Source organism: Pseudomonas sp. St29 (assembly GCF_001547915.1).
Lineage (GTDB): Bacteria > Pseudomonadota > Gammaproteobacteria > Pseudomonadales > Pseudomonadaceae > Aquipseudomonas.
Genome location: NZ_AP014628.1, coordinates 4,375,933 through 4,401,402, shown reverse-complemented (window position 1 = coordinate 4,401,402; position 25,470 = coordinate 4,375,933). Strand labels below are relative to the sequence as shown.

The 25,470-nt window shown below is 60.1% G+C and carries 22 protein-coding genes; 5 read left to right on the top strand and 17 right to left on the bottom strand.

Annotated elements, in window-relative coordinates; translation table 11 throughout:
• Nucleotides 1–2: 2 nt before the first annotated feature.
• The 12 genes from nuoC to PST29_RS19435 form a co-directional block, all read right to left on the bottom strand.
• Nucleotides 3–1,784, bottom strand: coding sequence for an NADH-quinone oxidoreductase subunit C/D (gene nuoC / locus PST29_RS19490; protein WP_016964778.1), 1,782 nt, complete (start codon nucleotides 1,782–1,784; stop codon nucleotides 3–5).
• A gap of 70 nt (nucleotides 1,785–1,854) precedes the next feature.
• Nucleotides 1,855–2,529, bottom strand: coding sequence for a NuoB/complex I 20 kDa subunit family protein (locus PST29_RS19485; protein ID WP_011062186.1), 675 nt, complete (start codon nucleotides 2,527–2,529; stop codon nucleotides 1,855–1,857).
• A 10-nt stretch (nucleotides 2,530–2,539) separates the two neighbouring features.
• Nucleotides 2,540–2,953, bottom strand: a complete 414-nt coding sequence (locus PST29_RS19480; RefSeq protein WP_011062185.1) for an NADH-quinone oxidoreductase subunit A — start codon at nucleotides 2,951–2,953, stop codon at nucleotides 2,540–2,542.
• Between the two features lie 619 nt (nucleotides 2,954–3,572).
• On the bottom strand, nucleotides 3,573–4,898 hold the full coding sequence (gene aceA / locus PST29_RS19475; RefSeq protein ID WP_016964777.1) for an isocitrate lyase: 1,326 nt from the start codon (nucleotides 4,896–4,898) through the stop codon (nucleotides 3,573–3,575).
• 514 nt (nucleotides 4,899–5,412) lie between these two features.
• Nucleotides 5,413–6,168 (bottom strand): secretin N-terminal domain-containing protein, encoded by a 756-nt coding sequence (locus PST29_RS19470; protein WP_060840133.1) that lies wholly within the window; start codon nucleotides 6,166–6,168, stop codon nucleotides 5,413–5,415.
• A gap of 175 nt (nucleotides 6,169–6,343) precedes the next feature.
• Nucleotides 6,344–6,766: a GNAT family N-acetyltransferase gene (locus tag PST29_RS19465; RefSeq protein WP_060840132.1), complete on the bottom strand. Its 423-nt coding sequence runs from the start codon at nucleotides 6,764–6,766 to the stop codon at nucleotides 6,344–6,346.
• Nucleotides 6,759–7,925, bottom strand: coding sequence for a ribosomal protein uL16 3-hydroxylase (locus PST29_RS19460; protein WP_060844107.1), 1,167 nt, complete (start codon nucleotides 7,923–7,925; stop codon nucleotides 6,759–6,761). Before PST29_RS19460 ends, PST29_RS19465 begins: the two co-directional genes overlap by 8 nt.
• Nucleotides 7,926–8,008: 83 nt before the next feature.
• Nucleotides 8,009–9,379 carry an adenylosuccinate lyase gene (gene purB, locus PST29_RS19455; RefSeq protein ID WP_060844106.1) on the bottom strand — a complete coding sequence of 457 codons (1,371 nt, stop codon included), beginning with the start codon at nucleotides 9,377–9,379 and terminating at the stop codon, nucleotides 8,009–8,011.
• Nucleotides 9,380–9,498: 119 nt separating this feature from the next.
• On the bottom strand, nucleotides 9,499–10,122 hold the full coding sequence (gene hflD / locus PST29_RS19450; RefSeq protein ID WP_060840129.1) for a high frequency lysogenization protein HflD: 624 nt from the start codon (nucleotides 10,120–10,122) through the stop codon (nucleotides 9,499–9,501).
• On the bottom strand, nucleotides 10,119–11,252 hold the full coding sequence (mnmA, locus tag PST29_RS19445; RefSeq protein ID WP_060844105.1) for a tRNA 2-thiouridine(34) synthase MnmA: 1,134 nt from the start codon (nucleotides 11,250–11,252) through the stop codon (nucleotides 10,119–10,121). Before mnmA ends, hflD begins: the two co-directional genes overlap by 4 nt.
• A gap of 71 nt (nucleotides 11,253–11,323) precedes the next feature.
• Nucleotides 11,324–11,770 (bottom strand): NUDIX hydrolase, encoded by a 447-nt coding sequence (locus PST29_RS19440; RefSeq protein WP_060840127.1) that lies wholly within the window; start codon nucleotides 11,768–11,770, stop codon nucleotides 11,324–11,326.
• A gap of 161 nt (nucleotides 11,771–11,931) precedes the next feature.
• On the bottom strand, nucleotides 11,932–14,157 hold the full coding sequence (locus tag PST29_RS19435; RefSeq protein WP_060840126.1) for an NADP-dependent isocitrate dehydrogenase: 2,226 nt from the start codon (nucleotides 14,155–14,157) through the stop codon (nucleotides 11,932–11,934).
• Between the two features lie 505 nt (nucleotides 14,158–14,662).
• Between PST29_RS19435 and icd the strand changes: the two genes are divergently transcribed.
• Nucleotides 14,663–15,919: an NADP-dependent isocitrate dehydrogenase gene (icd, locus tag PST29_RS19430; protein WP_016964815.1), complete on the top strand. Its 1,257-nt coding sequence runs from the start codon at nucleotides 14,663–14,665 to the stop codon at nucleotides 15,917–15,919.
• 79 nt (nucleotides 15,920–15,998) lie between these two features.
• Here icd and cspD read toward each other — a convergent pair whose 3' ends face one another.
• A complete protein-coding gene (gene cspD / locus PST29_RS19425; protein ID WP_016964814.1) occupies nucleotides 15,999–16,256 on the bottom strand; it encodes a cold shock domain-containing protein CspD in 258 nt (85 codons plus the stop codon).
• A gap of 224 nt (nucleotides 16,257–16,480) precedes the next feature.
• On the opposite strand from cspD, the gene clpS reads away from it, so the two are divergent.
• Together clpS and clpA are read left to right on the top strand one after the other, a co-directional pair.
• Nucleotides 16,481–16,843, top strand: coding sequence for an ATP-dependent Clp protease adapter ClpS (gene clpS, locus PST29_RS19420; protein ID WP_011062173.1), 363 nt, complete (start codon nucleotides 16,481–16,483; stop codon nucleotides 16,841–16,843).
• Between the two features lie 29 nt (nucleotides 16,844–16,872).
• Nucleotides 16,873–19,143 carry an ATP-dependent Clp protease ATP-binding subunit ClpA gene (gene clpA / locus PST29_RS19415; RefSeq protein ID WP_060840125.1) on the top strand — a complete coding sequence of 757 codons (2,271 nt, stop codon included), beginning with the start codon at nucleotides 16,873–16,875 and terminating at the stop codon, nucleotides 19,141–19,143.
• A gap of 125 nt (nucleotides 19,144–19,268) precedes the next feature.
• Here the strand turns inward: clpA and infA are convergent, their stop codons facing one another.
• From infA to trxB, 4 genes are all read right to left on the bottom strand, one after another.
• Nucleotides 19,269–19,487 carry a translation initiation factor IF-1 gene (gene infA / locus PST29_RS19410; RefSeq protein WP_002553999.1) on the bottom strand — a complete coding sequence of 73 codons (219 nt, stop codon included), beginning with the start codon at nucleotides 19,485–19,487 and terminating at the stop codon, nucleotides 19,269–19,271.
• 100 nt (nucleotides 19,488–19,587) lie between these two features.
• Complete coding sequence (locus PST29_RS19405) at nucleotides 19,588–20,295, bottom strand: arginyltransferase (protein WP_060844104.1); 708 nt, start codon at nucleotides 20,293–20,295, stop codon at nucleotides 19,588–19,590.
• Between the two features lie 58 nt (nucleotides 20,296–20,353).
• Entirely contained in the window at nucleotides 20,354–21,034 is a 681-nt protein-coding gene (gene aat, locus PST29_RS19400) for a leucyl/phenylalanyl-tRNA--protein transferase (protein WP_060844103.1), read from the bottom strand.
• A 72-nt stretch (nucleotides 21,035–21,106) separates the two neighbouring features.
• Nucleotides 21,107–22,057, bottom strand: coding sequence for a thioredoxin-disulfide reductase (trxB, locus tag PST29_RS19395; RefSeq protein WP_060844102.1), 951 nt, complete (start codon nucleotides 22,055–22,057; stop codon nucleotides 21,107–21,109).
• Between the two features lie 296 nt (nucleotides 22,058–22,353).
• Between trxB and PST29_RS19390 the strand changes: the two genes are divergently transcribed.
• The gene (locus PST29_RS19390; RefSeq protein ID WP_060840121.1) at nucleotides 22,354–24,762 is read left to right on the top strand and encodes a DNA translocase FtsK; all 2,409 of its coding nucleotides are present in this window, start codon (nucleotides 22,354–22,356) and stop codon (nucleotides 24,760–24,762) included.
• 66 nt (nucleotides 24,763–24,828) lie between these two features.
• Complete coding sequence (gene lolA / locus PST29_RS19385) at nucleotides 24,829–25,452, top strand: outer membrane lipoprotein chaperone LolA (protein ID WP_011062167.1); 624 nt, start codon at nucleotides 24,829–24,831, stop codon at nucleotides 25,450–25,452.
• Nucleotides 25,453–25,470 lie beyond the last annotated feature (18 nt).

The following is a 25,470-nucleotide window of genomic DNA, read 5'->3' as shown; positions in this document are numbered from 1 at the left end:
GCTTAGCGGTCCACGTCGGCCATAACGAAGTCGATACTACCCAGGTACGCGATCAAGTCCGCGACCATGCTGCCGCGGATCACCGAAGGGATCTGCTGCAGGTGGGCGAAGCTCGGGGTACGGATCCGGGTGCGGTAGCTCATGGTGCCGCCATCGCTCGTCAGGTAATAACTGTTGATGCCCTTGGTCGCTTCGATCATCTGGAAGGATTCGTTGGCCGGCATGACCGGGCCCCACGAAACCTGCAGGAAGTGCGTGATCAAGGTCTCGATGTGCTGCAGGGTGCGCTCTTTCGGCGGCGGCGTGGTCAGCGGGTGGTCCGCCTTGTACGGGCCTTCCGGCATGTTGCGCAGGCACTGATCGATGATCTTGATGCTCTGGCGCATTTCTTCCACGCGAACCATGCAACGGTCGTAGGCGTCACCGTTGGCACCCAGCGGGACTTCGAACTCGAAGTTCTCGTAGCCGGAGTACGGACGGGCCTTGCGCAGGTCGAAATCGCAACCGGTGGAGCGCAGGCCGGCACCGGTGACGCCCCATTCCAGGGCTTCCTTGGTGTTGTAGGCGGCGACACCGATGGTCCGGCCCTTGAGGATGCTGTTCTGCAGGGCAGCCTTGGTGTATTCGTCGAGGCGCTTGGGCAGCCATTCGACGAAGTCCTTGACCAGCTTTTCCCAGCCGCGGGGCAGATCGTGGGCAACGCCGCCGATGCGGTACCAGGCCGGGTGCAGACGGAAACCGGTGATGGCTTCGATCACGGTGTAGGCGCGCTGACGGTCGGTGAAGGTGAAGAACACCGGGGTCATGGCGCCGACGTCCTGGATGTAGGTGCCCAGGAACAGCAGGTGGCTGGTGATGCGGAAGAACTCGGCCATCATGATGCGGATGACGTCGACCTTCTCCGGCACCTTGATGCCGGCCAGCTTCTCCACCGACAGCACGTACGGCAGGTTGTTCATCACCCCGCCCAGGTAGTCGATGCGGTCGGTGTAGGGGATGAAGCTGTGCCAGGACTGGCGCTCGGCCATCTTCTCGGCGCCACGGTGGTGGTAGCCGATGTCCGGTACGCAGTCGACGATCTCTTCGCCATCCAGTTGCAGGATGATACGGAAGGCACCGTGAGCCGAAGGGTGGTTCGGACCCAGGTTGAGGAACATGTAGTCCTCGTTGGCACCGGAACGCTTCATGCCCCAGTCTTCCGGACGGAAGCGCGCGGCTTCCTCTTCCAGCTGCTGCTTGGCCAGGTTCAGGCTGAACGGATCGAACTCGGTGGCGCGGGCCGGGAAGTCCTTGCGCAGCGGGTGACCTTCCCAGGTCGGCGGCATCATGATTCGCGACAGGTGCGGGTGGCCGGCAAAGTCGATACCGAACATGTCCCAGACTTCACGCTCGTACCAGTTGGCGTTGGGCCAGATACCGGTGACGGTGGGCAGGCTGAGGTCGCCTTCGGAGAGGGCCACCTTGATCATCACGTCGCTGTTACGTTCGATCGACAGCAAGTGGTAGAACACGCTGAAGTCGGCACCCGGCAGGCCCTGGCGCTTGGTACGCAGGCGCTCGTCCACGCCGTGCAGGTCATAGAGCATGACGTACGGCTTGGGCAGGTTGCGCAGGAAGGTCAGGACTTCGACGAGTTTGGAGCGGGTAACCCACAGCACCGGCATGCCGGTGCGGGTGGCCTGGGCGGTGAACGCCTCAGGGCCAAAACGGTTATTGAGTTCGACGACCACATCCTGGTCGTCAGCCTTATAAGGCGGGATGTACAGAGCACTGCCTGTAGTCATGGTTTTTTATCGCTTTCGGTCAACGTAAAGAGTGAAGCCAGTGTCGTTTCTTTGTCAGAACAGATCTGGATCAGACTTCGTCAGGGCTGCGCAGGTTGGTGACCTGAATACGCTGTTCGCGGCGCTGCTCCTTTTGCGACGGCATCTCGGCGCGATACACGCCTTGATCACCGACGACCCAGGACAGTGGGCGACGCTCCTGGCCAATGGATTCTTGCAAGAGCATCAAGCCTTGCAGGAACGCTTCGGGGCGGGGCGGGCAGCCAGGTACGTAGACGTCCACGGGCAGGAACTTGTCCACCCCCTGAACTACGGAGTAGATGTCGTACATGCCGCCGGAGTTGGCGCACGAACCCATGGAGATGACCCACTTGGGCTCAAGCATTTGCTCGTAGAGACGCTGGATGATCGGCGCCATCTTGATGAAGCAGGTACCGGCGATAACCATGAAGTCCGCCTGACGCGGCGATGCCCGGATAACCTCGGCGCCAAAGCGCGCGATGTCATGGGGCGCCGTGAAGGCGGTGGTCATTTCCACGTAGCAGCAGGACAGACCGAAGTTGTACGGCCACAGGGAGTTCTTACGCCCCCAGTTGACCGCGCCGCTCAGCACGTCTTCCAGCTTGCCCATGAAGATGTTTTTGTGGACCTGATCCTCTAACGGATCGGAAACGGTTTCACGTTCGCCGATCGGGTACTGATCGTTAGGAGCATCGGGGTCGATCCTGGTGAGATTGTATTGCATCGCCAAAGCCTCATTGTTTTAGCTTCGCCTGCCGCTTACGACGACCTTCCGGAGCCCAGTCAAGAGCCCCCACTCGCCAAAGGTAGACAAGACCTGCCAACAGAATTGCTATGAAAACGAGAGCTTCGACGAATCCGGTCCAGCCGCTTTCGCGGACGGACACAGACCAGGCAAAGAGAAAGAGGGCTTCGATATCGAAGATCACGAAGAGCATCGCGACCAGATAGAATTTGGCTGAGAGCCGCAAGCGGGCGCCACCGGTAGGTAGCATGCCGGACTCGAACGGTTCGTTTTTGCTGCGGCCCCAGGCTTTTGACCCGAGGAGGCTGGAGACGCCGAGCATGAAGGCGCAGAGGCCGACAACACCCAGAAGGAAAATGGCAAAGCCCCAGTTGTGGGCCATGAGTCCTGTCGCTTCGGGCATGCTGGTAATCCTTAACAGAGAGCAAGAGTCTCTGAGCTTGATAAAGAAATAAAGCAGTGACGATATGTCGCAGCGCAATCAATCGCGCTGATTTTATGGCTAAACACCGGGCAAGTAAAATTTCTAAAGCGAAATTGTTTATCGTAATAAGGACATAGCTCACCCCTGTAGCCCCGTAAGCCGCAGCCTGCGGGCATTAGGGGAGGTTTTGTTAATTATGTTTTGTCCCTGCTGTAATGAAAGTTTTAGCCTCTAAATGATAATCAATATTATTTAGCGGCTGTTTTATTCTGCTCCCCTTGGAGGCGTGGGAAAGTTGTCGGATATATCCCTGTTACTGCAAGTAGCAGGGGCGCACCTTTTAACCTGTTTCGCTCTGGGTAACACCGCTCTGGATCAATATTTCGTCGGCTTTTTGGGCGGCGCCGACTTGTCGGCGAATTTTGCTGGAGGCAGGCGGATTGGGAAATGCGCAGGCCTGTTTCGCCGGCAAATTGGCTCCTGCTGGGAGTGCGGGCAAAAAAAACGCCCCGAACCAGTCGGGGCGTCAGCTTTACAGCAATGCAGTTGTTTTTACCGGATCTGCATTGGCCGCTCGATCAAGGCGCGAGGCCTGGAATCAATGGAACTGCTCTTCTTCGGTGGAGCCGGTCAGGGCGGTTACCGAGGACGAGCCGCCCTGGATCACGGTGGTCATGTCGTCGAAGTAGCCGGTGCCCACTTCCTGCTGGTGAGCCACGAAGGTGTAGCCTTTGGCCGCGTCGGCGAACTCTTGCTCTTGCAGTTTCACGTAGGCAGTCATGTCGTTGCGGGCGTAGTCATGCGCCAGGTTGAACATGCTGTGCCACATGTTGTGGATACCGGCCAGGGTGATGAACTGGTGCTTGTAGCCCATGGCGGACAGCTCGCGCTGGAACTTGGCGATGGTGGCGTCGTCCAGGTTCTTCTTCCAGTTGAAGGAAGGCGAGCAGTTGTACGACAGGATCTGGTCCGGGTATTCCTTCTTGATCGCTTCGGCGAAACGACGGGCTTCGTCCAGGTCCGGCTTGGCGGTTTCGCACCAGATCAGATCAGCGTAAGGCGCGTAGGCCAGACCGCGGGCAATTGCCTGGTCCAGGCCGGCCTTCACTTTGTAGAAGCCTTCCTGGGTGCGAGTGCCTGTCACGAACGGCTGGTCGTACGGGTCGCAGTCCGAAGTCAGCAGGTCAGCAGCGTTGGCGTCGGTACGGGCCAGGATGATGGTCGGTACACCGGCAACGTCGGCCGCCAGACGGGCAGCAGTCAGCTTCTGTACGGCTTCCTGGGTCGGCACCAGTACCTTGCCGCCCATGTGGCCGCACTTCTTCACGGAAGCCAGCTGGTCTTCGAAGTGAACGCCGGCGGCGCCTGCTTCGATCATGCTCTTCATCAGCTCGTAGGCGTTCAGCACGCCGCCGAAACCGGCTTCAGCGTCGGCCACGATTGGCGCGAAGTAGTCGATGTAGCCTTCGTCGCCCGGGTTCTTGCCGGCTTTCCACTGGATCTGGTCCGCACGACGGAACGAGTTGTTGATGCGCTTGACCACGGTTGGAACCGAGTCCACCGGGTACAGTGACTGGTCGGGGTACATGGATTCTGCGGAGTTGTTGTCCGCAGCCACTTGCCAGCCCGACAGGTAGATGGCCTGGATACCGGCTTTGACCTGTTGAACAGCCTGGCCGCCGGTCAGGGCGCCCATGCAGTTGACGAAATCTTTATCAGGACGGAAGGACGGCTTGGCACCTTGGGTGACCAGGTTCCAGAGCTTCTCGGCGCCCATGCGTGCCAGGGTGTGCTCGGGTTGAACCGAACCACGCAGACGGACCACGTCGGCAGCGGAGTAGGTGCGAGTCACGCCTTTCCAGCGCGGGTTTTCAGCCCAGTCTTTTTCAAGGGCTGCAATTTGCTGTTCGCGTGTCAGTGCCATGGAGATAAACCTCGTCGCGTCTTGTGTAAAAAGTCGTTCTTGGTTGGAAAATTCCGGCTCCGCCGATCACGCGTCATAACGTTGCGTGGAAGGCTGCTCGCTGACCAGGAAGCTTAGGCGGTCGAGGGTGTATGGCGGGGATGGCGACGGGTGAACGATGAGCTCGAGGGGAAAAGTGAGCAGGTGAAGGCGAGCTGCGGTGCGCATTCGGGCGTCGTGGGCCTGGGTGCGTTCCAACAGTGTGTTGCCGATCGACCTAATTACGCTTCCGTCCCTCGGGACAACTTCGTTCCAGTCGCAATCTCGTCAAACACACCTTGTGGGCAGTACAGACACGAATCGGCTCGGTTGGGTAGGTTGGAGCGGCGATCCGAAGGCCCTTGCCAGGGCCCCTGATTAGCGGGAGCGAGGCCATCATGCCCGCGGTTTTTTGGCCCGTCAAATGTTTTGTAGTGCTTTTTTTGCGCCACTACATCTTTGGTCTAATACGACTAATCAGTCAGTTTTTGGTGCTTTAGTCCAATGCGTCGACCTTGACCCGCAAGGTCATGTCATCCCGGCCTTGGGTCGAATAGCTGCGGCCCAGAGCCTGCTTGTCGGCCTGGGTCTGGCGATTGACGCCCGCCAGGGTGATCCACTCGCCAAGGCGACCGTTGACGGTTGTGTCGGTACTTTGCACGTTCACTACATCGGGACGTTCCTGGCTCATGCGGTCACGATTGGTGCTGATGCTCAGGTGCACGGTCTCGCCGGTCACGCTGGCCGTGACATAGAAGCCCTGAGTGACGTTGCGGTACTGGGTCTGGTTTTGCGGGCGACCGTAGGGATCGGTCTGGGTCGTGGTCAGGGGCACGCTCTGACCGACCTGAATCAGGGCCGGCACGCCTTCGCTGGCCTGGATCTGCTGGATGCCGCCATCGCGACTCTCGGTGCTGCGATTGATGATCCGGGTTTGCGGCGCGCCGTTGACCGAATAACCCTGGTTGTCCTGGAAGTTGTTTTCATTGGTGTCGACGGTGATCAGCAGGCGCTTGGCCGCCGTATCCAATTGCGCAATGAAAGCCCGCAGTTCGGCGATCTTGCCCGGCTCGGCATTGACGATCAGTTGGTTGCCATAGGCGCTGACCTTGCCGTCCTTGCCGAGAAAATTCTGCGCCACCGGCAGCAGGTCGGCGCTGGTGCGGTTGTTGAGGGGCACGATCTCGGTGGCGGCCATGACCGAGCAGCTGAAGGTCAGCAGCAGCGTCGTGAGCAAGGTGCGTAGGGACATATCCGTTATCTCCGCGAGTAGCTGGCGTAAAGCCTTGAGTTTGACACTTTGTCGGCTTTGGGTGGGGCAAGTTGAATCCTAGACGGCAAAACGCCCCGGCATCCTGGTCTTGCGCCGGTCGGGGCAAGGGGATGGCGGGGCGTTGGCTTGGGTTATTGCCGCCAGGGCATGTCGGTCAGGCGCCGCGGACCATGTCGACGTGAGGAATCCCTGCTTCGAGAAACTCCTGGCTGACAATCGAGAAGCCCAGGCGCTCGTAGAACGGCGTGGCCTGGACCTGGGCGCTGAGCATCTGCTGCTTGAGGCCGCGTTTCTCGGCTTCGTCGATCACCGCATGCATCAGCGCATCGCCGACCTTCAGGCCGCGCCAGTCCTTGAGTACCGAAACCCGGCCGACATGTCCGTCGGGCAGCAGGCGCGCGGTACCAATCGGAAAATCGCCCTCGAAGGCCAGGAAGTGCACGGCACTGTCATCGTCGGCGTCCCATTCCAGTTCCGGTGGAACCGCTTGCTCGGCAATGAACACCGCTTCACGAATACGCCGGATCTCGGCGTTATCCTTTTGCCAGTCTGCGACACGTACGCGAATCTTATTCATCGGCGAACCCCAGGCTCCCTTGCTTGACCAGTTCACACAACAGGCCGCGCCCATCGTCATCCGCCAGCCAGGGGCCGAGGTTGTCGATATGCAGGGCATCGGCGGCGCAAATCATTTTCAGCAGCTCGCGCAGTTTACCGGGAAGCAGGCGGCTCTGGCCGCTGGCGAACAGCAACAGGTCTTCATCCACTTCCGACCAGGCCAGGCGCGCGCTCGGGTTGCGGATCAGGATCGCGCCCTGTTCCAGGCTACCCAGCAGGTCGTCTTCTTCCAGTTCCGGGCCGACCACCAGTTCCGGATAACGCGGCTCGGTCATGAACTGGCCGAACCAGGTCAGCAACAGGCGCTCGTCGCTCATGTGCTCGGCCAGCAGGCTCTTGAGGCGGTCGAGGGCGTCCTGCTGGATCTGGTGCGGGTCGCTGGCCGGCTGTACGTCGGCGTCGGTGTAGCGATCTTCGTCCGGCAGGAACTGACCGAGGAAGTCGGTGAAGTGAGTCAGGACTTCAGCGGCGCTCGGGGCGCGGAAGCCCACCGAATAGGTCATGCAGTCATTCAGCGCAACGCCGTAGTGGGCCAGGCGCGGCGGCAGGTAGAGCATGTCGCCGGGTTCCAGGACCCAGCTTTCAGTCTCTTCGAACTCGGCGAGGATGCGCAGGTCCGCGTGCTGCAGCAGCGGGCTTTCGGAGTCGCACATCTGGCCGATCTTCCAGTTGCGCTTGCCGTGGCCTTGCAGCAGGAACACGTCGTAGTTGTCAAAGTGCGGGCCGACATTACCGCCCGGTGCGGCGAAGCTGATCATCACGTCATCAATGCGCCAGCTCGGCAGGAAGCGGAAATGCTCCAGCAGTTCGGCGACTTCCGGGACGAACTGGTCCACGGCCTGCACCAGCAGCGTCCAGTCACGCTCCGGCAGCTTGCTGAACTCGTCTTCGGCGAACGGGCCGCGACGCAGTTCCCAGGGGCGCTCGCCGTTCTCGATCACCAGGCGCGATTCGACTTCTTCTTCCAGGGCCAGGCCGGCCAGTTCGTCGGGTTCGATCGGGCTTTCGAAGTCAGGCAGGGCCTGACGGATCAGCAGGGGCTTTTTCTGCCAGTAGTCACGCAGAAATTCCCGTGCAGTGATGCCGTCCAGAAGTTGAAGTGGAATGTCAGGATTCATGTGTAACCTATTGAAAAAGTTTACTTTTCTAGCAGGAATAAAAACGCCCGGCGCGGCCGGGCGTCAAAAGGTCGGGCGGTGGCTCAGATGCGCTTGGCCTGGGCCGCGGCATTGCCGATGTAGCTGGCTGGGGTGAGCTGCTTGAGCTCGGCCTTGGCCGCGGCAGGCATGTCCAGCCCGTCGATGAAAGTCTGCAGCGCTTCAGGGCTGATGCCCTTGCCGCGGGTCAGTTCCTTGAGCTTTTCGTACGGATTTTCGATGTTGTAGCGACGCATCACGGTCTGGATCGGCTCGGCCAGCACTTCCCAGCAGGCATCCAGGTCTTCGGCGATCCTCGAAGCGTTGAGCTCCAGTTTGCTGATGCCTTTGAGGCTGGCTTCGTAGGCGATCACGCTGTGAGCGAAGCCCACGCCCAGGTTGCGCAGGACGGTGGAGTCGGTCAGGTCGCGCTGCCAGCGGGAGATCGGCAGCTTGCTCGCCAGGTGCTGGAACAGGGCGTTGGCGATCCCCAGGTTGCCTTCGGAGTTTTCGAAGTCGATCGGGTTGACCTTGTGCGGCATGGTCGAGGAACCGATTTCGCCGGCAATGGTGCGTTGCTTGAAGTAGCCCAGGGAGATGTAGCCCCAGATATCGCGATCGAAGTCGATCAGGATGGTGTTGAAGCGGGCGATGGCATCGAACAGCTCGGCAATGTAGTCGTGCGGCTCGATCTGCGTGGTGTAGGGGTTGAAGGCCAGGCCCAACTCGTCTTCGATGAAGGCGCGGGCATTGGCTTCCCAGTCGATGTCCGGATAGGCCGACAGGTGGGCGTTGTAGTTGCCCACGGCGCCGTTGATCTTGCCCAGCAGCGGTACGGCGGCGACCTGAGCGATCTGGCGCTCCAGACGGTACACGACGTTGGCCAGTTCCTTGCCCAGGGTGGTCGGCGAGGCCGGCTGACCGTGGGTGCGCGACAGCATCGGCACTTCGGCGAAGCGGATCGCCAGTTCGCGGATGGCGTTGGCGGTCTGGCGCATCAGCGGCAGCATCACGTCATCACGGCCTTCGCGCAGCATCAGGGCGTGGGACAGGTTGTTGATGTCCTCGCTGGTGCAGGCGAAGTGGATGAACTCACTGACGTTGGCCAGCTCAGGCAGCTTGGCGGCTTGTTCCTTGAGCAGGTACTCGATGGCCTTGACGTCGTGGTTGGTGGTGCGCTCGATCTCTTTGACGCGCTCGGCGTGCTCCAGGGAGAAGTTCTCTGCCAGGGCATTGAGGACGGCGTTGGCTTCGGCGGAGAACGCCGGCACTTCGCTGATGGCGCTGTGGGCGGCCAGGCGCTGGAGCCAGCGCACTTCAACGAGGACGCGAGCACGGATCAGGCCGTATTCGCTGAAAATGGGGCGCAGGACCTGGGTTTTGCCGGCGTAGCGGCCGTCAACAGGGGAAACCGCAGTGAGCGAAGAGAGCTGCATGGGGTGTTCTCGGACAGTCGGGCAACGAAATGGGGCGCGTATCATACATGAAAATATCCGCAGGTCCGTTGCCAACTGACCAGCGTCTTACGCGCAGCTCTTGAAAAATCAGGCGCAGCTCAGCTGCTGCGCATCAATGGATACAGCTCTTTGAGCAATTTGCGCCGGCTGATCACCAGTTGCCAGCGATGGCCGCCCAACTGGCGCCACAGGCGCGCCGAGCGAATGCCGGCCAGCAGCAGGGCGCGGATCTTCGAGGCGTTGCTCGGCTGCTGCAGGTTGCGCATGTCGCCGTGCACCTGGATGCGTTGGCGCAGGGTGCTCAGGGTGTCCTGGTAGAGCCCGCCGCACGCGGCAATGACGTTTTCGTGGGCCGGGCCGAAGTGTTCGACCTGGGACTGGATCTGCGGCAGGCGCTTGCCGATGGTTTCCAGCAGGTCATCGCGCTTGGCCAACTGGCGTTCCAGGCCGAGCATCGACAAGGCGTAGCGCAGGGGCTCGCGTTGCAGGGTGCTGGGGTCGCGCTCCAGGGCACCGATCAGGGCGCGGTAGCCCTCGCGCAGGTTGAGGTCGTCGCCACCGTAGACCTCCAGGGTGTCCTTGGGGTCACGGATCAGCAGGCTGCCGAGCATGCAGCTCAAGGCCGCTTCGCTGACCTGGCCGGTCTTGGCGATGCGGTCCACCAGCACCGCTGCGAGGAATACACCGCCCAGCGCCGTCAGTTGCTCCTGAATCGGGCTCATGGGCGGGCGTCCTTGCTGCTCCAGGGTTCGGCCACTTCGATCACGCCGCCGCCGAGGCAGATTTCACCGTCGTAGAACACCACGGACTGGCCGGGAGTCACCGCGCGCTGCGGATCGTCGAAGGTGGCGCGGTAGCCGTTGGCGGTCCGCTCCAGGGTGCAGGGCTGGTCGCTCTGGCGGTAGCGCACCTTGGCGGTCAGGCGCCGTGGCTGGCTCAGGTCGATGGGGTTGACCCAATAGATGTCGGAAGCCAGCAGGGCGCGGGAGAACAGCCACGGATGGTCGTTGCCCTGGCCGACGATCAGCTCGTTGTGCTCCAGGTCCTTGATCAGCACGTACCACGGCTCTTCGCCGGCGTCTTTCAGGCCGCCGATGCCCAGGCCCTGGCGCTGGCCGATGGTGTGGTACATCAGGCCGTGGTGGCGGCCGATGACTTCACCTTCGGTAGTCTTGATCTCGCCGGGCTGGGCCGGCAGGTATTGCTTGAGGAAGTCGCTGAAGCGCCGCTCACCGATAAAGCAGATGCCGGTGGAGTCTTTCTTCTTGGCGGTGGCCAGGTCATGTTTCTCGGCGATGGCGCGCACTTCGGGTTTTTCCAGCTCGCCTACCGGGAACAGGGTCTTGGCGATCTGCTCGCCGCCCACGGCATGCAGGAAGTAGCTCTGGTCCTTGTTCGGGTCCAGGCCCTTGAGCAGTTCGGTGCGGTCGTCGATGTCGCGGCGGCGTACATAGTGGCCGGTAGCTATCAGGTCGGCACCGAGCATCATGGCGTAGTCGAGGAACGCCTTGAACTTGATTTCGCGGTTGCACAGGATGTCCGGGTTCGGCGTGCGGCCGGCCTTGTATTCGGCCAGGAAGTGCTCGAACACGTTGTCCCAGTACTCGGCGGCGAAGTTGGCGGTGTGCAGCTTGATGCCAAGTTTGTCGCACACGGCCTGGGCGTCGGCCAGGTCATCCATGGCGGTGCAGTATTCGGTGCCGTCGTCTTCCTCCCAGTTCTTCATGAACAGGCCTTCTACCTGGTATCCCTGTTCCATCAGCAGGAGGGCGGAAACGGAAGAATCCACGCCACCGGACATGCCGACAATGACGCGTTTCTTTTGGGTGTCAGAAGAGGCTGGATCACGCATAGGAATTCAACGGGTGTCTTGAAAAAGGACGCGATTCTAACAGGCTGAGGCCTGCAAGGCTAAAACTGCGGTTAAAGCATTGGTCGGATCAGCGCCAGGCTGTGCAGTTGGCCGTCCAGGTAATCGTCCAGGCATTGCAGGATCAGCTCGCTGCGCCAGTGGGCGCGCTGTTCCAGCAGTTGCTCGCGGCTCAGCCAGCGTGGGCCGATGATGCCGTCATCCAGCTGATAGTCCGGACGGTGGCGCAGCGCTTTGGCGGCAAAGCACACGCGCTGGTAGGTCACGCCGTTGCTGGGGGCGGTGTACAGGTAGATGCCGACCACGCCGGTCAACTCCACGTCCCAGCCGGTTTCCTCCAGGGTTTCGCGAATGGCCGCCTGGAGCAGGCTTTCATTGGCATCCAGGTGCCCGGCGGGCTGGTTGAGCACGGCGTGTTCGCCCGAGTACTCCTCGACGAACAGGAAGCGGCCCTGGTCTTCGACGATGGTGGCGACAGTGATATGGGGTTGCCATTCCATAAAGGCACTCCTTTATAAGGGGGAAGCATTGTAGGAGCCGGCTTGCCGGCGAAGCGAGCGCCGCATGTCCGGCGTAGAGACGTTCACCGGCAAGCAGGCTCCTAGTGGGCCCAGAAGCACAAACCCCGGCGCGGGGCCGGGGTTTGTGTGTTCGCTCGTACTTACACCAGCGCAGCGATGGCCGCGTTGAGGGTGGCGCTCGGGCGCATGGCCTTGCTCACCAGCTCAGGGTTGGCGCTGTAGTAGCCGCCGATGTCCACGGGCTTGCCCTGTACGGCGTTGAGCTCGGCGACGATGGTCGCTTCGTTCTCGGTCAGGGTCTTGGCCAGAGGGCTGAACTGCGCTTGCAGGGCAGCGTCCTCGGTCTGGGCGGCCAGGGCTTGTGCCCAGTACAGCGCCAGGTAGAAGTGGCTGCCGCGGTTGTCGATGTTGCCGACTTTGCGCGATGGCGACTTGTTGTTGTCGAGGAACTGGCCGGTGGCCTGGTCCAGGGTCTTGGCCAGTACCAGGGCTTTCGGGTTGTTGTAGGTGTTGCCCAGGTGCTCCAGGGAGGCGGCCAGGGCCAGGAACTCACCCAGGGAATCCCAGCGCAGGAAGTTCTCTTCCAGCAGCTGTTGCACATGCTTCGGAGCCGAACCGCCGGCGCCGGTTTCGAACAGGCCGCCACCGTTCATCAGCGGCACGATCGACAGCATCTTGGCGCTGGTGCCCAGCTCCATGATCGGGAACAGGTCGGTCAGGTAGTCGCGCAGTACGTTGCCGGTCACCGAGATGGTGTCCTTACCGTCGCGGGTGCGGGCCAGGGTGAACTTCATGGCTTCGACCGGGGACATGATGCGGATGTCCAGATCGCTGGTGTCGTGATCCTTCAGGTAGGCCTGAACTTTCTCGATCATCACGCCGTCGTGGGCGCGCATCGGGTCCAGCCAGAAAATCGCCGGGGTGCTGCTGGCACGGGCACGGTTGACGGCGAGCTTGACCCAGTCCTGGATCGGCGCGTCCTTGGTCTGGCACATGCGGAAGATGTCGCCGGCTTCGACTTTCTGCTCCAGCAGCAGCTTGCCTTGGCTGTCGGTCACGCGAACCACGCCGTCAGCCTTGATTTCGAAGGTCTTGTCGTGGGAGCCGTATTCTTCGGCTTTTTTCGCCATCAGGCCGACGTTTGGCACGCTGCCCATGGTGGTCGGATCGAACGCGCCATTGGCTTTGCAGTCTTCGATCACGGCCTGGTAGATGGTGGCGTAGCAACGGTCCGGGATCACGGCCTTGGTGTCGTGCAGTTGGCCGTCGGTGCCCCACATCTTGCCGGAGTCACGGATCATGGCCGGCATCGAGGCGTCGACGATCACGTCGCTCGGTACGTGCAGGTTGGTGATGCCTTTGTCGGAGTTGACCATGGCCAGGGCAGGGCGTGCAGCGTAGACCGCCTGGATGTCGGCTTCGATCGCGGCTTGCTGCTCGGCTGGCAGGGCCTTGATGCGGGCGTACAGGTCGCCAATGCCGTTGTTCAGGTTGAAGCCGATTTCCTGCAGCACGGCGGCGTGCTTGCTCAGGGCGTCCTGATAGAACTCGGCAACGATCTGGCCGAACATGATCGGGTCGGAGACCTTCATCATGGTGGCCTTGAGGTGCACAGACAGCAGTACGCCTTGTTTCTTGGCGTCTTCGATTTCTGCGGCGATGAAGGCGCGCAGGGCCTTTTTGCTCATCACGGCGCAGTCGAGGATCTCACCAGCTTGCACGGTGGTCTTTTGTTTCAGGACGGTGGCGGTGCCGTCTTGGGCGATCAGCTCGATCTTGACGCTGTCTGCGGCTTCGATCAGGGCGGCTTTTTCGCTGCCGTAGAAGTCGCCGTTGCTCATGTGGGCAACGTGAGACTTGGAGTCCTTGGCCCAGGCGCCCATCTTGTGCGGGTGCTTGCGCGCGTAGTTCTTCACCGACAGCGGAGCGCGGCGGTCGGAGTTGCCTTCACGCAGGACCGGGTTCACGGCGCTGCCCTTGACCTTGTCGTAGCGCGCCTTGGCGTCTTTGTCGGTGTCGCTGGTCACGGTTTCCGGGTAGTCCGGCAGGGCGTAGCCCTGGGCCTGCAGTTCCTTGATCGCGGCTTGCAGCTGCGGTACCGAGGCGCTGATGTTCGGCAGCTTGATGATGTTGGCTTCTGGGGTGACGGCCAGTTCGCCCAGTTCGGCGAGGTGGTCCGGCACCGCTTTGGCACCCAACTGCTCAGGGAAGCTGGCGAGGATGCGGCCGGCCAGGGAGATGTCGCGGGTTTCCACGGCGATATCAGCCGAAGCGGTGAAGGCTTCTACGATAGGCAGCAGGGAATAGGTGGCGAGGGCCGGAGCTTCGTCGGTGAAGGTATAGATGATCTTCGAGCGGGTGGGCATATTCGGATTAACTCTCTTCTTTGCTAAAGCGTGCGCAGAAACTCGAGGTGCGCCGGGTAAGCGCTTTCGTTCAAAGGTCATCCATGAGCCGAATGTCGAGGTTTCTTCGCGGTGATGTTGGGTGCATCAGTCGAGCGTCAAGCGGGTGGGCTGCGGTAACAACCCGGCTTTGGGCGGCCGGTCTCGGCTTGTTTTCTTCGGTAGCAGAGCGTTCGGCCGTCGTGACTCTATGGTCAGCGGCGGCATTATACATAGGTAGCTAGCAAAGCGCCGTTGCTTCATAGGTACCGGTGCTCGTCCATTGGTCTAAAGGTCGCAGGCGGGGTGCAGGCGTAGAGTCGTTGGCTGTGCTCGAATTTGGCACTTTTCCCTTTGCATTCAGGCTTGTAGGCCGCGAACCGTAAAGCTTTCACGGCATATGGGTGGAACATGAGGTTCCCGTCCAGATTCAACTGGGTTACGCTCGAACGCAGCCAGATGTTCAATCCACACAACGGAGTTCAGCATGGGATACAAGAAGATTCAGGTTCCAGCAGTCGGCGACAAAATCACCGTCAACGCAGACCATTCTCTCAATGTTCCTAACAACCCGATTATTCCTTTCATCGAAGGCGACGGTATTGGTGTTGATATCAGCCCGGTCATGATCAAGGTTGTCGATGCTGCGGTTAAGAAGGCTTACGGCGGCGAACGCAAGATTTCCTGGATGGAAGTGTATGCCGGGGAAAAAGCGACTCAAGTGTACGACCAGGACACCTGGCTTCCTCAGGAAACCCTGGACGCGGTGAAGGATTACGTGGTTTCCATCAAGGGTCCGCTGACCACTCCGGTCGGTGGCGGTATCCGTTCCCTGAACGTGGCCCTGCGTCAGCAACTCGATCTTTACGTGTGCCTGCGCCCGGTGCGCTGGTTCGAAGGCGTGCCCAGCCCGGTGAAAAAGCCGGGTGACGTGGACATGACCATCTTCCGTGAAAACTCCGAAGACATTTACGCCGGTATCGAGTGGAAGGCCGGTTCGGCAGAAGCCACCAAGGTCATCAAGTTCCTTAAGGAAGAAATGGGTGTCACCAAGATCCGTTTCGACGAAAACTGCGGCATCGGTGTCAAGCCGGTTTCGCTGCAGGGCACCAAGCGTCTGGCGCGCAAGGCGCTGCAATATGTAGTGGATAACGATCGTGATTCGCTGACCATCGTCCACAAGGGCAACATCATGAAGTTCACCGAAGGTGCCTTCAAGGAATGGGCCTATGAAGTGGCGGCCGAAGAGTTCGGCGCAACCCTGCTGGACGGCGGTCCGTGGATGCAGTTCAAGAACCCGAAAACCGGCAAGAACGTCATCGTCAAGGATGCCATCGCCGATGCCATGCTCCAGCAGATCCTGCTGCGTCCGGCGGAATACGATGTGATCGCCACTCTGAACCTCAACGGTGACTATCTGTCCGACGCCCTGGCGGCGGAAGTGGGCGGCATCGGTATCGCTCCAGGTGCCAACCTGTCCGATACCGTGGCCATGTTCGAGGCAACCCACGGTACTGCGCCCAAGTATGCCGGCAAGGATCAGGTCAACCCGGGCTCGCTGATTCTCTCTGCGGAAATGATGTTGCGTCACATGGGCTGGACCGAGGCGGCGGACCTCATTATCAAGGGCACCAACGGCGCGATTTCGGCCAAGACGGTGACCTATGACTTCGAGCGTCTGATGGAGGGTGCGACCCTGCTGTCTTCCTCGGCCTTCGGCGATGCGCTGATCTCGCATATGTAAGCGCAACCGCGCGCAAAGCAAACCGGCCGACTCAATCCCTTGAGTCGGCCGGTTTTTTTATCACTGGATGTTGGGTGTATCAGCTTAAGGCGCTTTCAGGTTGCGCCTCGGCGGGGATGATTTCACCGGGCACCTTCAAGGCGCTGATTTTGACCGCATGCAGGCCCTTGGGGCCCTGGATGATCTCGAAGCTCACAGCCTGTCCGGCTTTCAAGGTCTTGTAGCCATCCATCTCGATGGCCGAGTAATGGGCAAACAGATCATCCGTCTTGCCCTCCTCATTAATAAAGCCATAACCCTTGGCATTGTTGAACCACTTGACCTTACCGCTAGCCATACTCATATCCCTCTGCAACAGACTCCATCACTGGAGTATCATCCAGTTCATCCGCCGCCAAGCTTGGTAAAAAGGTTGACGCCGCGGACGTTTATTACCCAATGTGGGCCCTATTGGTTGTAACACCGTTTTGCCGATAGTCAAGGTGACCCGGCGGTCGGAGTTGAATTCCATCCAGAGCGCCCCCACCACTGTATTTGCACAACTGACGAACCTTTCTTTCCATGCATGCAATCAGCCAGATTCGACTAACATTCAATCAGGATCGCCCGGACTTGCACGACGACGATTCCGCTGGCTTGGCTGTACAGGAAGCTAAGCCTGCATTACAGGCGCCGCCGATGTACAAGGTGGTTTTGTTCAACGATGACTACACCCCGATGGATTTCGTCGTCGAAGTGCTCGAGATGTTTTTTAACCTGAATCGCGAGCTGGCGACCAAGGTCATGCTGGCCGTCCATACAGAAGGGCGGGCAGTGTGTGGATTGTTTACCCGCGACATCGCCGAGACAAAGGCCATGCAGGTCAACCAGTACGCCCGGGAAAGCCAGCATCCGCTACTCTGTGAAATCGAGAAGGACGGTTAACGCCGACCACTTGGGTATGAGGTGAAGCTATGTTAAACCGCGAGCTCGAAGTCACCCTCAATCTCGCCTTCAAGGAGGCCCGTTCGAAGCGTCATGAGTTCATGACCGTCGAGCACCTTCTGTTGGCTCTTTTGGATAATGAGGCCGCCGCCACCGTTTTACGTGCCTGCGGAGCAAACCTCGACAAACTCAAGCACGACCTGCAGGAGTTCATCGACTCCACCACGCCGCTGATCCCGGTCCATGACGAGGATCGCGAGACTCAGCCGACCCTGGGTTTCCAGCGTGTGCTGCAGCGTGCTGTCTTTCACGTCCAGAGCTCGGGCAAGCGTGAAGTCACTGGCGCCAATGTGCTGGTGGCCATCTTCAGTGAGCAAGAGAGCCAGGCGGTGTTCCTGCTCAAGCAGCAGAGCGTCGCCCGTATCGATGTGGTCAATTACATCGCCCACGGCATCTCCAAGGTGCCTGGGCATGGCGATCATTCTGAAGGTGAACAGGATATGCAGGATGAAGAGGGTGGTGAGTCGTCTTCTTCGAGTAATCCCCTGGATGCCTATGCCAGCAATCTCAACGAGCTGGCCCGTCAGGGGCGCATTGATCCGCTGGTAGGGCGTGAGCAGGAAGTGGAGCGTGTAGCCCAGATCCTGGCTCGTCGGCGCAAGAACAACCCGTTGCTGGTGGGTGAAGCGGGCGTGGGCAAGACCGCGATTGCCGAAGGCCTGGCCAAGCGTATCGTCGACAATCAGGTTCCGGACCTGCTGACCAACAGCGTGGTCTACTCCCTGGACCTCGGGGCATTGCTGGCGGGTACCAAATACCGTGGCGACTTCGAGAAGCGCTTCAAGGCGTTGCTGAGCGAGTTGAAAAAACGCCCTCAGGCGATCCTGTTCATCGATGAAATCCATACCATCATCGGTGCCGGTGCGGCGTCCGGTGGGGTGATGGATGCCTCGAACCTGCTCAAGCCATTGCTGTCTTCGGGTGACATCCGCTGCATCGGTTCGACCACGTTCCAGGAGTTCCGTGGCATTTTCGAGAAGGATCGCGCCCTGGCGCGGCGCTTCCAGAAAGTCGACGTGTCCGAGCCCTCGGTTGAAGACACCATCGGCATCCTGCGCGGTCTCAAGGGGCGTTTCGAACAGCATCACAGTATCGAATACAGTGATGAGGCGCTGCGTGCCGCTGCGGAGCTGGCCTCGCGCTACATCAATGACCGGCACATGCCTGACAAGGCCATTGATGTGATTGACGAGGCGGGTGCCTATCAGCGCCTGCAGCCGGTTGATAAGCGCGTGAAGCGCATTGAAGTGGCCCAGGTTGAAGACATCGTGGCGAAAATTGCCCGGATTCCACCAAAACACGTCACCAGCTCCGATAAAGAGTTGCTGCGCAACCTTGAACGCGATCTCAAGTTGACGGTGTTCGGTCAGGATGCGGCGATTGATTCGCTGTCCACGGCGATCAAGCTGTCCCGTGCCGGTCTGAAATCCCCGGACAAGCCAGTCGGTTCCTTCCTGTTCGCCGGTCCTACCGGTGTCGGCAAGACCGAGGCCGCCCGGCAATTGGCCAAGGCCATGGGGATCGAGTTGGTGCGCTTCGACATGTCCGAGTACATGGAGCGGCACACTGTCTCGCGTCTGATTGGTGCGCCTCCCGGCTATGTCGGTTTTGATCAGGGCGGTTTGCTGACCGAAGCGATCACCAAGCAGCCACATTGCGTGTTGCTGCTCGATGAAATCGAGAAGGCTCATCCGGAAGTCTTCAACCTGCTGCTGCAGGTGATGGATCACGGCACCCTGACCGACAACAACGGGCGCAAGGCGGATTTCCGCAATGTCATCCTCATCATGACCACCAACGCCGGTGCTGAAACCGCGGCGCGAGCCTCCATAGGTTTCACTCATCAGGATCATTCTTCCGATGCCATGGAAGTGATCAAGAAGAGCTTCACGCCGGAGTTCCGCAACCGTCTGGACACCATTATCCAGTTCGGTCGCCTGAGCCATGAAGTGATCAAGAGCGTGGTGGACAAGTTCCTTACCGAGCTTCAAGCGCAACTGGAAGACAAGCGCGTGCAGCTGGAAGTGACCGATGCCGCTCGCAGCTGGCTGGCTGCCGGTGGTTACGACGTGACGATGGGGGCGCGTCCGATGGCGCGTTTGATCCAGGACAAGATCAAGCGTCCCCTGGCCGAGGAGATCCTGTTTGGCGAATTGTCCGACCATGGCGGTGTGGTGCACATCGACATCAAGGATGGCGAGTTGACCTTCGATTTCGAAACCACGGCGGAAATGGCTTGATGGCCGCATAACGCAGCAGTACCGCCAAAGGCACCGGAGGGTGCCTTTGTGCTATCTGGGGTTTGCCGGTTTATTCGAGACGAACAAAAACGCCCGGCATAACCGGGCGTCTTGTATTGACTTGCTTAGCGAGCGCGGTAAGTGATCCGACCTTTGCTCAAGTCATAGGGCGTCAGCTCGACGCGCACTTTGTCACCGGTAAGAATACGAATGTAGTTCTTGCGCATCTTGCCGGAAATATGCGCGGTTACGACGTGCCCATTTTCCAACTCCACGCGAAACATGGTGTTGGGCAGGGTGTCGACGACAGTGCCTTCCATTTCGAAGCTGTCTTCTTTCGACATGCAGTAAAGCCCTCGGTATCCAATGAATGGCCCGGTGCAACTGCGCCAGGCAAAAGCGGCGTGCATTGTGCCCGAAAAGTGGGGTTTAAGCCAAGACCTTCTAGTTGAGGATCACCCATCTCTGGTTAACCAGTAGCTCTATGGGGCGATATTGGGTCTTGTAGCTCATCTTTTTGCAGTTTTTGATCCAGTAGCCGAGGTACACCGCGTCCAGGCCCTGGCGCAGGGTTTCGCCGATTTGCCAGAGAATCGCATAACGCCCCAGGCTGCGGCGCTCTTCGTCGGGCTCATAGAAGGTGTAGACCGCGGAAAGGCCATTAGGCAGCAGATCGGTGACCGCTACTGCCAGCAGGCGACCGTCCAAGCGGAATTCATAGAAGCGCGAGAAGGGCAGGTCGCGAACCAGGAAGGTCGAGAACTGGTCGCGGCTGGGAGGGAACATGTCGCCATCGGCGTGACGTTGCTCGATATAGCGTTGATACAGCTCGAAATATTCTTCACTGAATGCCGGTTTGGCCGCTTGTACCCGCAGATCGCTGTTGCGTTTGAGGATGCGCTTTTGTTGACGGTTGGGCAGGAATTGCGCCACGGGGATGCGCGCCGGCACACAAGCGTTGCAATTCTGGCAGTGCGGCCGGTACAGGTGATCTCCACTGCGGCGAAAGCCCATTTCCGACAGGTCCGCATAAACGTGCACGTCCATGGGCTGACTGGGATCGAGGAACAGGGTAGTGGCCTGTTCGTCGGGCAGGTAGCTGCAAGAGTGGGGTTGAGTGGCATAAAACTTCAGGCGCGCCAACTCGGTCATGAGTCAACCCTCGGAATAAGCTTTGAAATTAAGTGTAAGCCACCGCCGTCAAACCCGCCTAGGAAACCCATGTGGCGCGGCTCGGCTGATCCAGATGCCGCTTGAGGTAGTCGGCGAATTCCGCTCGGGTAATGGATCTCGCCCCCAGACTGTGCAAGTGCTCGGTGGGCATCTGGCAGTCGATCAGCACAAAACCCCACGCCTTCAGGTGTTGTACCAGGGTCGCGAAGCCGAATTTCGAAGCATTATCGGCGCGGCTGAACATCGACTCGCCAAAGAACAACTGCCCCATGGCCAGGCCATAAAGGCCGCCTACCAGCTCGCCCTGATCCCAGACTTCCACCGAGTGAGCGTGGCCGCGTTGGTGCAGTTGCTGATAGGCCTGCTGCATGGCTTCGCTGATCCAGGTGCCGTCGGCATAGGCGCGGGGGGCTGCACAGGCGCTGATCACGGCAGCGAAATCCTGGTCGAAGGTCACTTCATAGCGCTGTTTGCGCAGCAGCTTGCCCAGGCTGCGGGACACGTGCAGCTCATCAGGGAAGAGTACGGTGCGCGGATCAGGAGACCACCAGAGGATGGGTTGGCCTTCAGAAAACCAGGGAAAACAGCCATGACGATAGGCCTGGACCAGGCGGTCGGCCGATAGATCACCGCCCGCAGCCAGCAGTCCGTTGGGCTCGCGCATGGCTTTTTCCAGAGGGGGGAAGGCAAGGTTGTTGCGTTGTAACCAGGTCAGCATGGCATCCAGACTTGTGGCAGGGGAGGGCGGTGGCGGGTCAATATTGGCCCGCCACAAGCGTAGGGCGAGGGGTTAGTGGTCGTCGAGGAATTTTTCCGCATCCAGGGCTGCCATGCAGCCAGCGCCCGCAGAAGTAATGGCTTGGCGATAGACGTGATCGGCCACGTCGCCGGCAGCGAATACTCCCGGGATGCCGGTAGCGGTGGCGTCGCCTTCGCTGCCGCCCTTGACCAGCAGATAGCCGTCACGCATCTCCAGTTGCCCCTGGAACAGGTCGGTATTGGGTTTGTGACCGATGGCGATAAATACCCCAGCCAACGCCAGGTCCTTGGTGGCTTCGCTGTGGCTGTCCTTGAGGCGGGCACCGGTCACGCCGCTGGCATCTCCCAGCACCTCCTGCAGGTGCTGGTTCCAGTGCAGGCGAATATTGCCGTTGGCGGCCTTGTCGAACAGCTTGTCCTGAAGGATCTTCTCCGCGCGAAGCTTGTCGCGGCGGTGCACCAGGTGCACTTCCTTGGCGATATTGGACAGGTACAGGGCTTCTTCCACGGCGGTATTGCCACCACCGACCACTGCCACCACCTGATTGCGATAGAAGAAGCCGTCGCAAGTGGCGCAGGCGGAAACCCCTTTGCCGGCAAACGCTTCCTCCGAGGGCAGGCCCAGGTACTGCGCCGACGCACCGGTGGCGATGATCAGCGCGTCGCAACTGTAGGTGCCACTGTCGCCGATGAGGATAAAGGGGCGCTGCTGCAACTGAGCGGTGTGAATGTGGTCATAGACGATCTGGGTGTCGAAGCGCTCGGCGTGCCTCTGCATGCGCTCCATCAGTACGGGTCCGGTCAGGCCTTCGACATCGCCGGGCCAGTTGTCCACTTCGGTGGTGGTGGTCAGTTGTCCGCCGGCTTGCAGGCCGGTAATAACCGTGGGTTTGAGGTTGGCGCGGGCGGCGTAGACGGCGGCGCTGTAACCGGCAGGGCCGGAGCCCAGAATGATCAGGCGGGAATGCTGTGCTTGGTTCATAAAAACACCTCATAAGCCTTTGTCACAAAAGAGAATGCATGCTCCAATTGAACAGTGCGTATCACGCAATTGACTATGCTTAACAGACTGTTCTGACGTGGCATGGTGTGAACAAACCCGTACAATACGACGATGTACCAGGCTTATTCAGAATTGCACCGTTTCAGAAGCAAGGGGCAGAGTGTTAAAAGTAGCCCCAGTTAGGCCGGTCAACTTTATTTACCTGCTCGGATTGAGCAGTATCTTGTTAGTCAATCACCCGTTGGACGCGCTTATGGCGCAGGAAAAGACGCGTTTTGAAGAAATCCACCGCAGCACCTAAACCTGTTGTTCCGCTCTGGCGTCAGCAATTGCACTACCGGCTCAAGGAAGGTGCATTGATCGCCATTGGAGCCCTGTGCCTGTTCTTGATGATGGCACTTCTGACCTACGGTAAAGATGATCCGGGTTGGAGTCATAACAGCAAGATCGAAGATGTGCAGAACTTCGGTGGGCCCGCCGGTTCTTACAGCGCCGATATCCTGTTTATGGTGTTGGGTTATTTCGCTTATATCTTCCCGCTGCTGTTGGCGATCAAGACCTATCAGATCTTCCGTCAGCGTCATGAGCCCTGGCAGTGGAGCGGCTGGCTGTTTTCCTGGCGACTGATCGGCCTGGTGTTCCTGGTGCTGTCCGGCGCTGCGCTGGCCCATATCCATTTTCATGCCCCCACCGGCCTGCCTGCCGGTGCCGGTGGTGCCCTGGGCGAAAGCCTGGGTGACCTGGCCAAGAATGCCCTGAACGTGCAGGGCAGTACCCTGATGTTCATTGCCCTGTTCCTGTTCGGCCTGACGGTATTTACCGACCTGTCCTGGTTCAAGGTGATGGACGTCACCGGCAAGATCACTCTCGACCTGTTCGAGCTGTTCCAGGGCGCGGCCAATCGCTGGTGGGATGCCCGTGTGGAGCGCAAGCAACTGGTGGCGCAGCTGCGCGAGGTGGATGCTCGGGTCGATGAAGTCGTGACCCCGAACATCGCCGACAAGCGCGAGCAGGCCAAGGTCAAGGAGCGTCTGATCGAGCGCGAGCAGGCCTTGAGCAAGCACATGTCCGAGCGCGAGAAACAGGTGCCGCCGGTGATCACGCCGGTAGCGGTCAAACCGCCCGAGCCCAGCAAGCGCGTGCAGAAAGAGAAGCAGGCGCCGCTGTTCGTCGACAGCGCGGTGGAAGGCACCTTGCCGCCGATCTCGATTCTTGATCCGGCGGAAAAAAAGCAGCTCAATTATTCGCCCGAATCCCTGGCCGCCGTCGGTCACCTGCTGGAAATCAAGCTCAAGGAATTCGGCGTCGAGGTCGCGGTGGACTCGATCCATCCGGGCCCGGTGATTACCCGTTACGAAATCCAGCCGGCAGCCGGGGTGAAAGTCAGCCGTATCGCCAACCTGGCCAAGGACCTGGCCCGTTCCCTGGCCGTGACCAGCGTGCGGGTGGTGGAAGTGATTCCCGGCAAGACCACCGTCGGCATCGAGATTCCCAACGAAGACCGGCAGATCGTGCGTTTCTCCGAAGTGCTCTCGACCCCGGAATACGACAACTTCAAATCCCCGGTCACCCTGGCCCTGGGCCATGACATCGGCGGCAAGCCGATCATCACCGACCTGGCGAAAATGCCTCACCTGCTGGTGGCCGGTACCACCGGTTCCGGTAAGTCGGTGGGGGTCAACGCGATGATCCTGTCGATCCTGTTCAAGTCCGGCCCGGAAGACGCCAAGCTGATCATGATCGACCCGAAGATGCTCGAACTGTCGATCTACGAAGGCATTCCGCACCTGCTGTGCCCGGTGGTCACCGACATGAAGGACGCAGCCAACGCTCTGCGCTGGAGCGTGGCGGAGATGGAGCGGCGCTACAAGCTGATGGCCAAGATGGGGGTGCGCAACCTTTCGGGCTTCAACGCCAAGGTCAAGGAAGCCATCGACGCCGGCACACCACTGGCCGATCCGCTGTACAACCGCGAAAGCATCCACGACGAAGCGCCGCTGCTGACCAAGTTGCCGACCATCGTCGTGGTGGTGGACGAATTCGCCGACATGATGATGATCGTCGGCAAGAAGGTCGAAGAGCTGATCGCCCGTATCGCCCAGAAGGCCCGGGCCGCCGGTATCCACCTGATCCTCGCGACCCAGCGGCCGTCGGTGGACGTGATCACCGGCCTGATCAAGGCCAACATCCCGACCCGCATGGCGTTCCAGGTGTCGAGCAAGATCGACTCGCGGACCATCATCGACCAGGGTGGCGCCGAACAGCTGCTGGGTCACGGTGACATGCTCTACATGCCGCCTGGCACCAGCCTGCCGATCCGCGTCCACGGCGCCTTCGTCTCCGACGATGAAGTGCACCGCGTGGTGGAAGCCTGGAAACTGCGCGGCGCGCCGGAATACAACGACGACATCCTCAACGGTGTCGAAGAGGCGGGCAGTGGCTTCGAAGGCAGCAGCGGCGGTGGCGACGGTGATGATCCGGAAGCCGACGCGCTGTACGACGAAGCCGTGCAGTTCGTCCTGGAAAGCCGCCGGGCTTCGATCTCGGCGGTACAGCGCAAGCTGAAGATTGGCTACAACCGTGCCGCCCGGATGATCGAGGCCATGGAAATGGCCGGGGTGGTAACGGCGATGAACACCAACGGCTCCCGCGAAGTGCTGGCGCCGGGCCCGATGCGCGACTGATCCCGTTTCGTTTTCAGCGGCGTGAGGTCACGCCGCTCGCCTACCCATTCAATTATGAGGAATTCCATGCGCCTGATTCGCATGTTGCTGCTGCCGGTACTGGCTGTGACCACCTTGTCGGCCCACGCCGACCCCAAAGACGTGGCGCGCCTGACCCAGTTGCTGGAAAAGTCCCAGACCCTGACTGCGCGTTTCTCACAGCTGACCCTGGACGGCAGCGGCACCCAATTGCAGGAAACCGCTGGCGAGATGTCCCTGCAGCGTCCTGGCCTGTTCTACTGGCACACCGATGCGCCGCAAGAGCAGCTGATGGTTTCCGATGGTCAGAAAGTCTCGCTGTGGGACCCGGACCTGGAGCAGGTGACCATCAAGAAACTCGACCAGCGCCTGACCCAGACTCCGGCCCTGCTGTTGTCCGGTGACGTGTCGAAGATCAGCGAAAGCTTCGACATCACCTCCAAGGAAGCCGGTGGCGTGATGGACTTCACCCTCAAGCCGAAGACCCGCGACACCCTGTTCGACAGCCTGCGCCTGTCGTTCCGCAACGGCATGATCAACGACATGCAGTTGATCGACAGCGTCGGCCAGCGCACCAATATCCTGTTCACCGGGGTCAAGGCCAACGAAGCGATCCCGGCGTCCAAGTTCAAGTTCGACATCCCCAAGGGTGCCGATGTGATCCAAGAGTAAGCAGCCGCAGCCGCAAGG

Bases quoted from the DNA above. Each gene is read 5' to 3' on its own strand.
- nuoC (WP_016964778.1), bottom strand. From the start codon at position 1,784: ATGACTACAGGCAGTGCTCTGTACATCCCGCCTTATAAGGCTGACGAC.
- PST29_RS19485 (WP_011062186.1), bottom strand. From the start codon at position 2,529: ATGCAATACAATCTCACCAGGATCGACCCCGATGCTCCTAACGATCAG.
- PST29_RS19480 (WP_011062185.1), bottom strand. From the start codon at position 2,953: ATGCCCGAAGCGACAGGACTCATGGCCCACAACTGGGGCTTTGCCATT.
- aceA (WP_016964777.1), bottom strand. From the start codon at position 4,898: ATGGCACTGACACGCGAACAGCAAATTGCAGCCCTTGAAAAAGACTGG.
- PST29_RS19470 (WP_060840133.1), bottom strand. From the start codon at position 6,168: ATGTCCCTACGCACCTTGCTCACGACGCTGCTGCTGACCTTCAGCTGC.
- PST29_RS19465 (WP_060840132.1), bottom strand. From the start codon at position 6,766: ATGAATAAGATTCGCGTACGTGTCGCAGACTGGCAAAAGGATAACGCC.
- PST29_RS19460 (WP_060844107.1), bottom strand. From the start codon at position 7,925: ATGAATCCTGACATTCCACTTCAACTTCTGGACGGCATCACTGCACGG.
- purB (WP_060844106.1), bottom strand. From the start codon at position 9,379: ATGCAGCTCTCTTCGCTCACTGCGGTTTCCCCTGTTGACGGCCGCTAC.
- hflD (WP_060840129.1), bottom strand. From the start codon at position 10,122: ATGAGCCCGATTCAGGAGCAACTGACGGCGCTGGGCGGTGTATTCCTC.
- mnmA (WP_060844105.1), bottom strand. From the start codon at position 11,252: ATGCGTGATCCAGCCTCTTCTGACACCCAAAAGAAACGCGTCATTGTC.
- PST29_RS19440 (WP_060840127.1), bottom strand. From the start codon at position 11,770: ATGGAATGGCAACCCCATATCACTGTCGCCACCATCGTCGAAGACCAG.
- PST29_RS19435 (WP_060840126.1), bottom strand. From the start codon at position 14,157: ATGCCCACCCGCTCGAAGATCATCTATACCTTCACCGACGAAGCTCCG.
- icd (WP_016964815.1), top strand. From the start codon at position 14,663: ATGGGATACAAGAAGATTCAGGTTCCAGCAGTCGGCGACAAAATCACC.
- cspD (WP_016964814.1), bottom strand. From the start codon at position 16,256: ATGGCTAGCGGTAAGGTCAAGTGGTTCAACAATGCCAAGGGTTATGGC.
- clpS (WP_011062173.1), top strand. From the start codon at position 16,481: ATGCATGCAATCAGCCAGATTCGACTAACATTCAATCAGGATCGCCCG.
- clpA (WP_060840125.1), top strand. From the start codon at position 16,873: ATGTTAAACCGCGAGCTCGAAGTCACCCTCAATCTCGCCTTCAAGGAG.
- infA (WP_002553999.1), bottom strand. From the start codon at position 19,487: ATGTCGAAAGAAGACAGCTTCGAAATGGAAGGCACTGTCGTCGACACC.
- PST29_RS19405 (WP_060844104.1), bottom strand. From the start codon at position 20,295: ATGACCGAGTTGGCGCGCCTGAAGTTTTATGCCACTCAACCCCACTCT.
- aat (WP_060844103.1), bottom strand. From the start codon at position 21,034: ATGCTGACCTGGTTACAACGCAACAACCTTGCCTTCCCCCCTCTGGAA.
- trxB (WP_060844102.1), bottom strand. From the start codon at position 22,057: ATGAACCAAGCACAGCATTCCCGCCTGATCATTCTGGGCTCCGGCCCT.
- lolA (WP_011062167.1), top strand. From the start codon at position 24,829: ATGCGCCTGATTCGCATGTTGCTGCTGCCGGTACTGGCTGTGACCACC.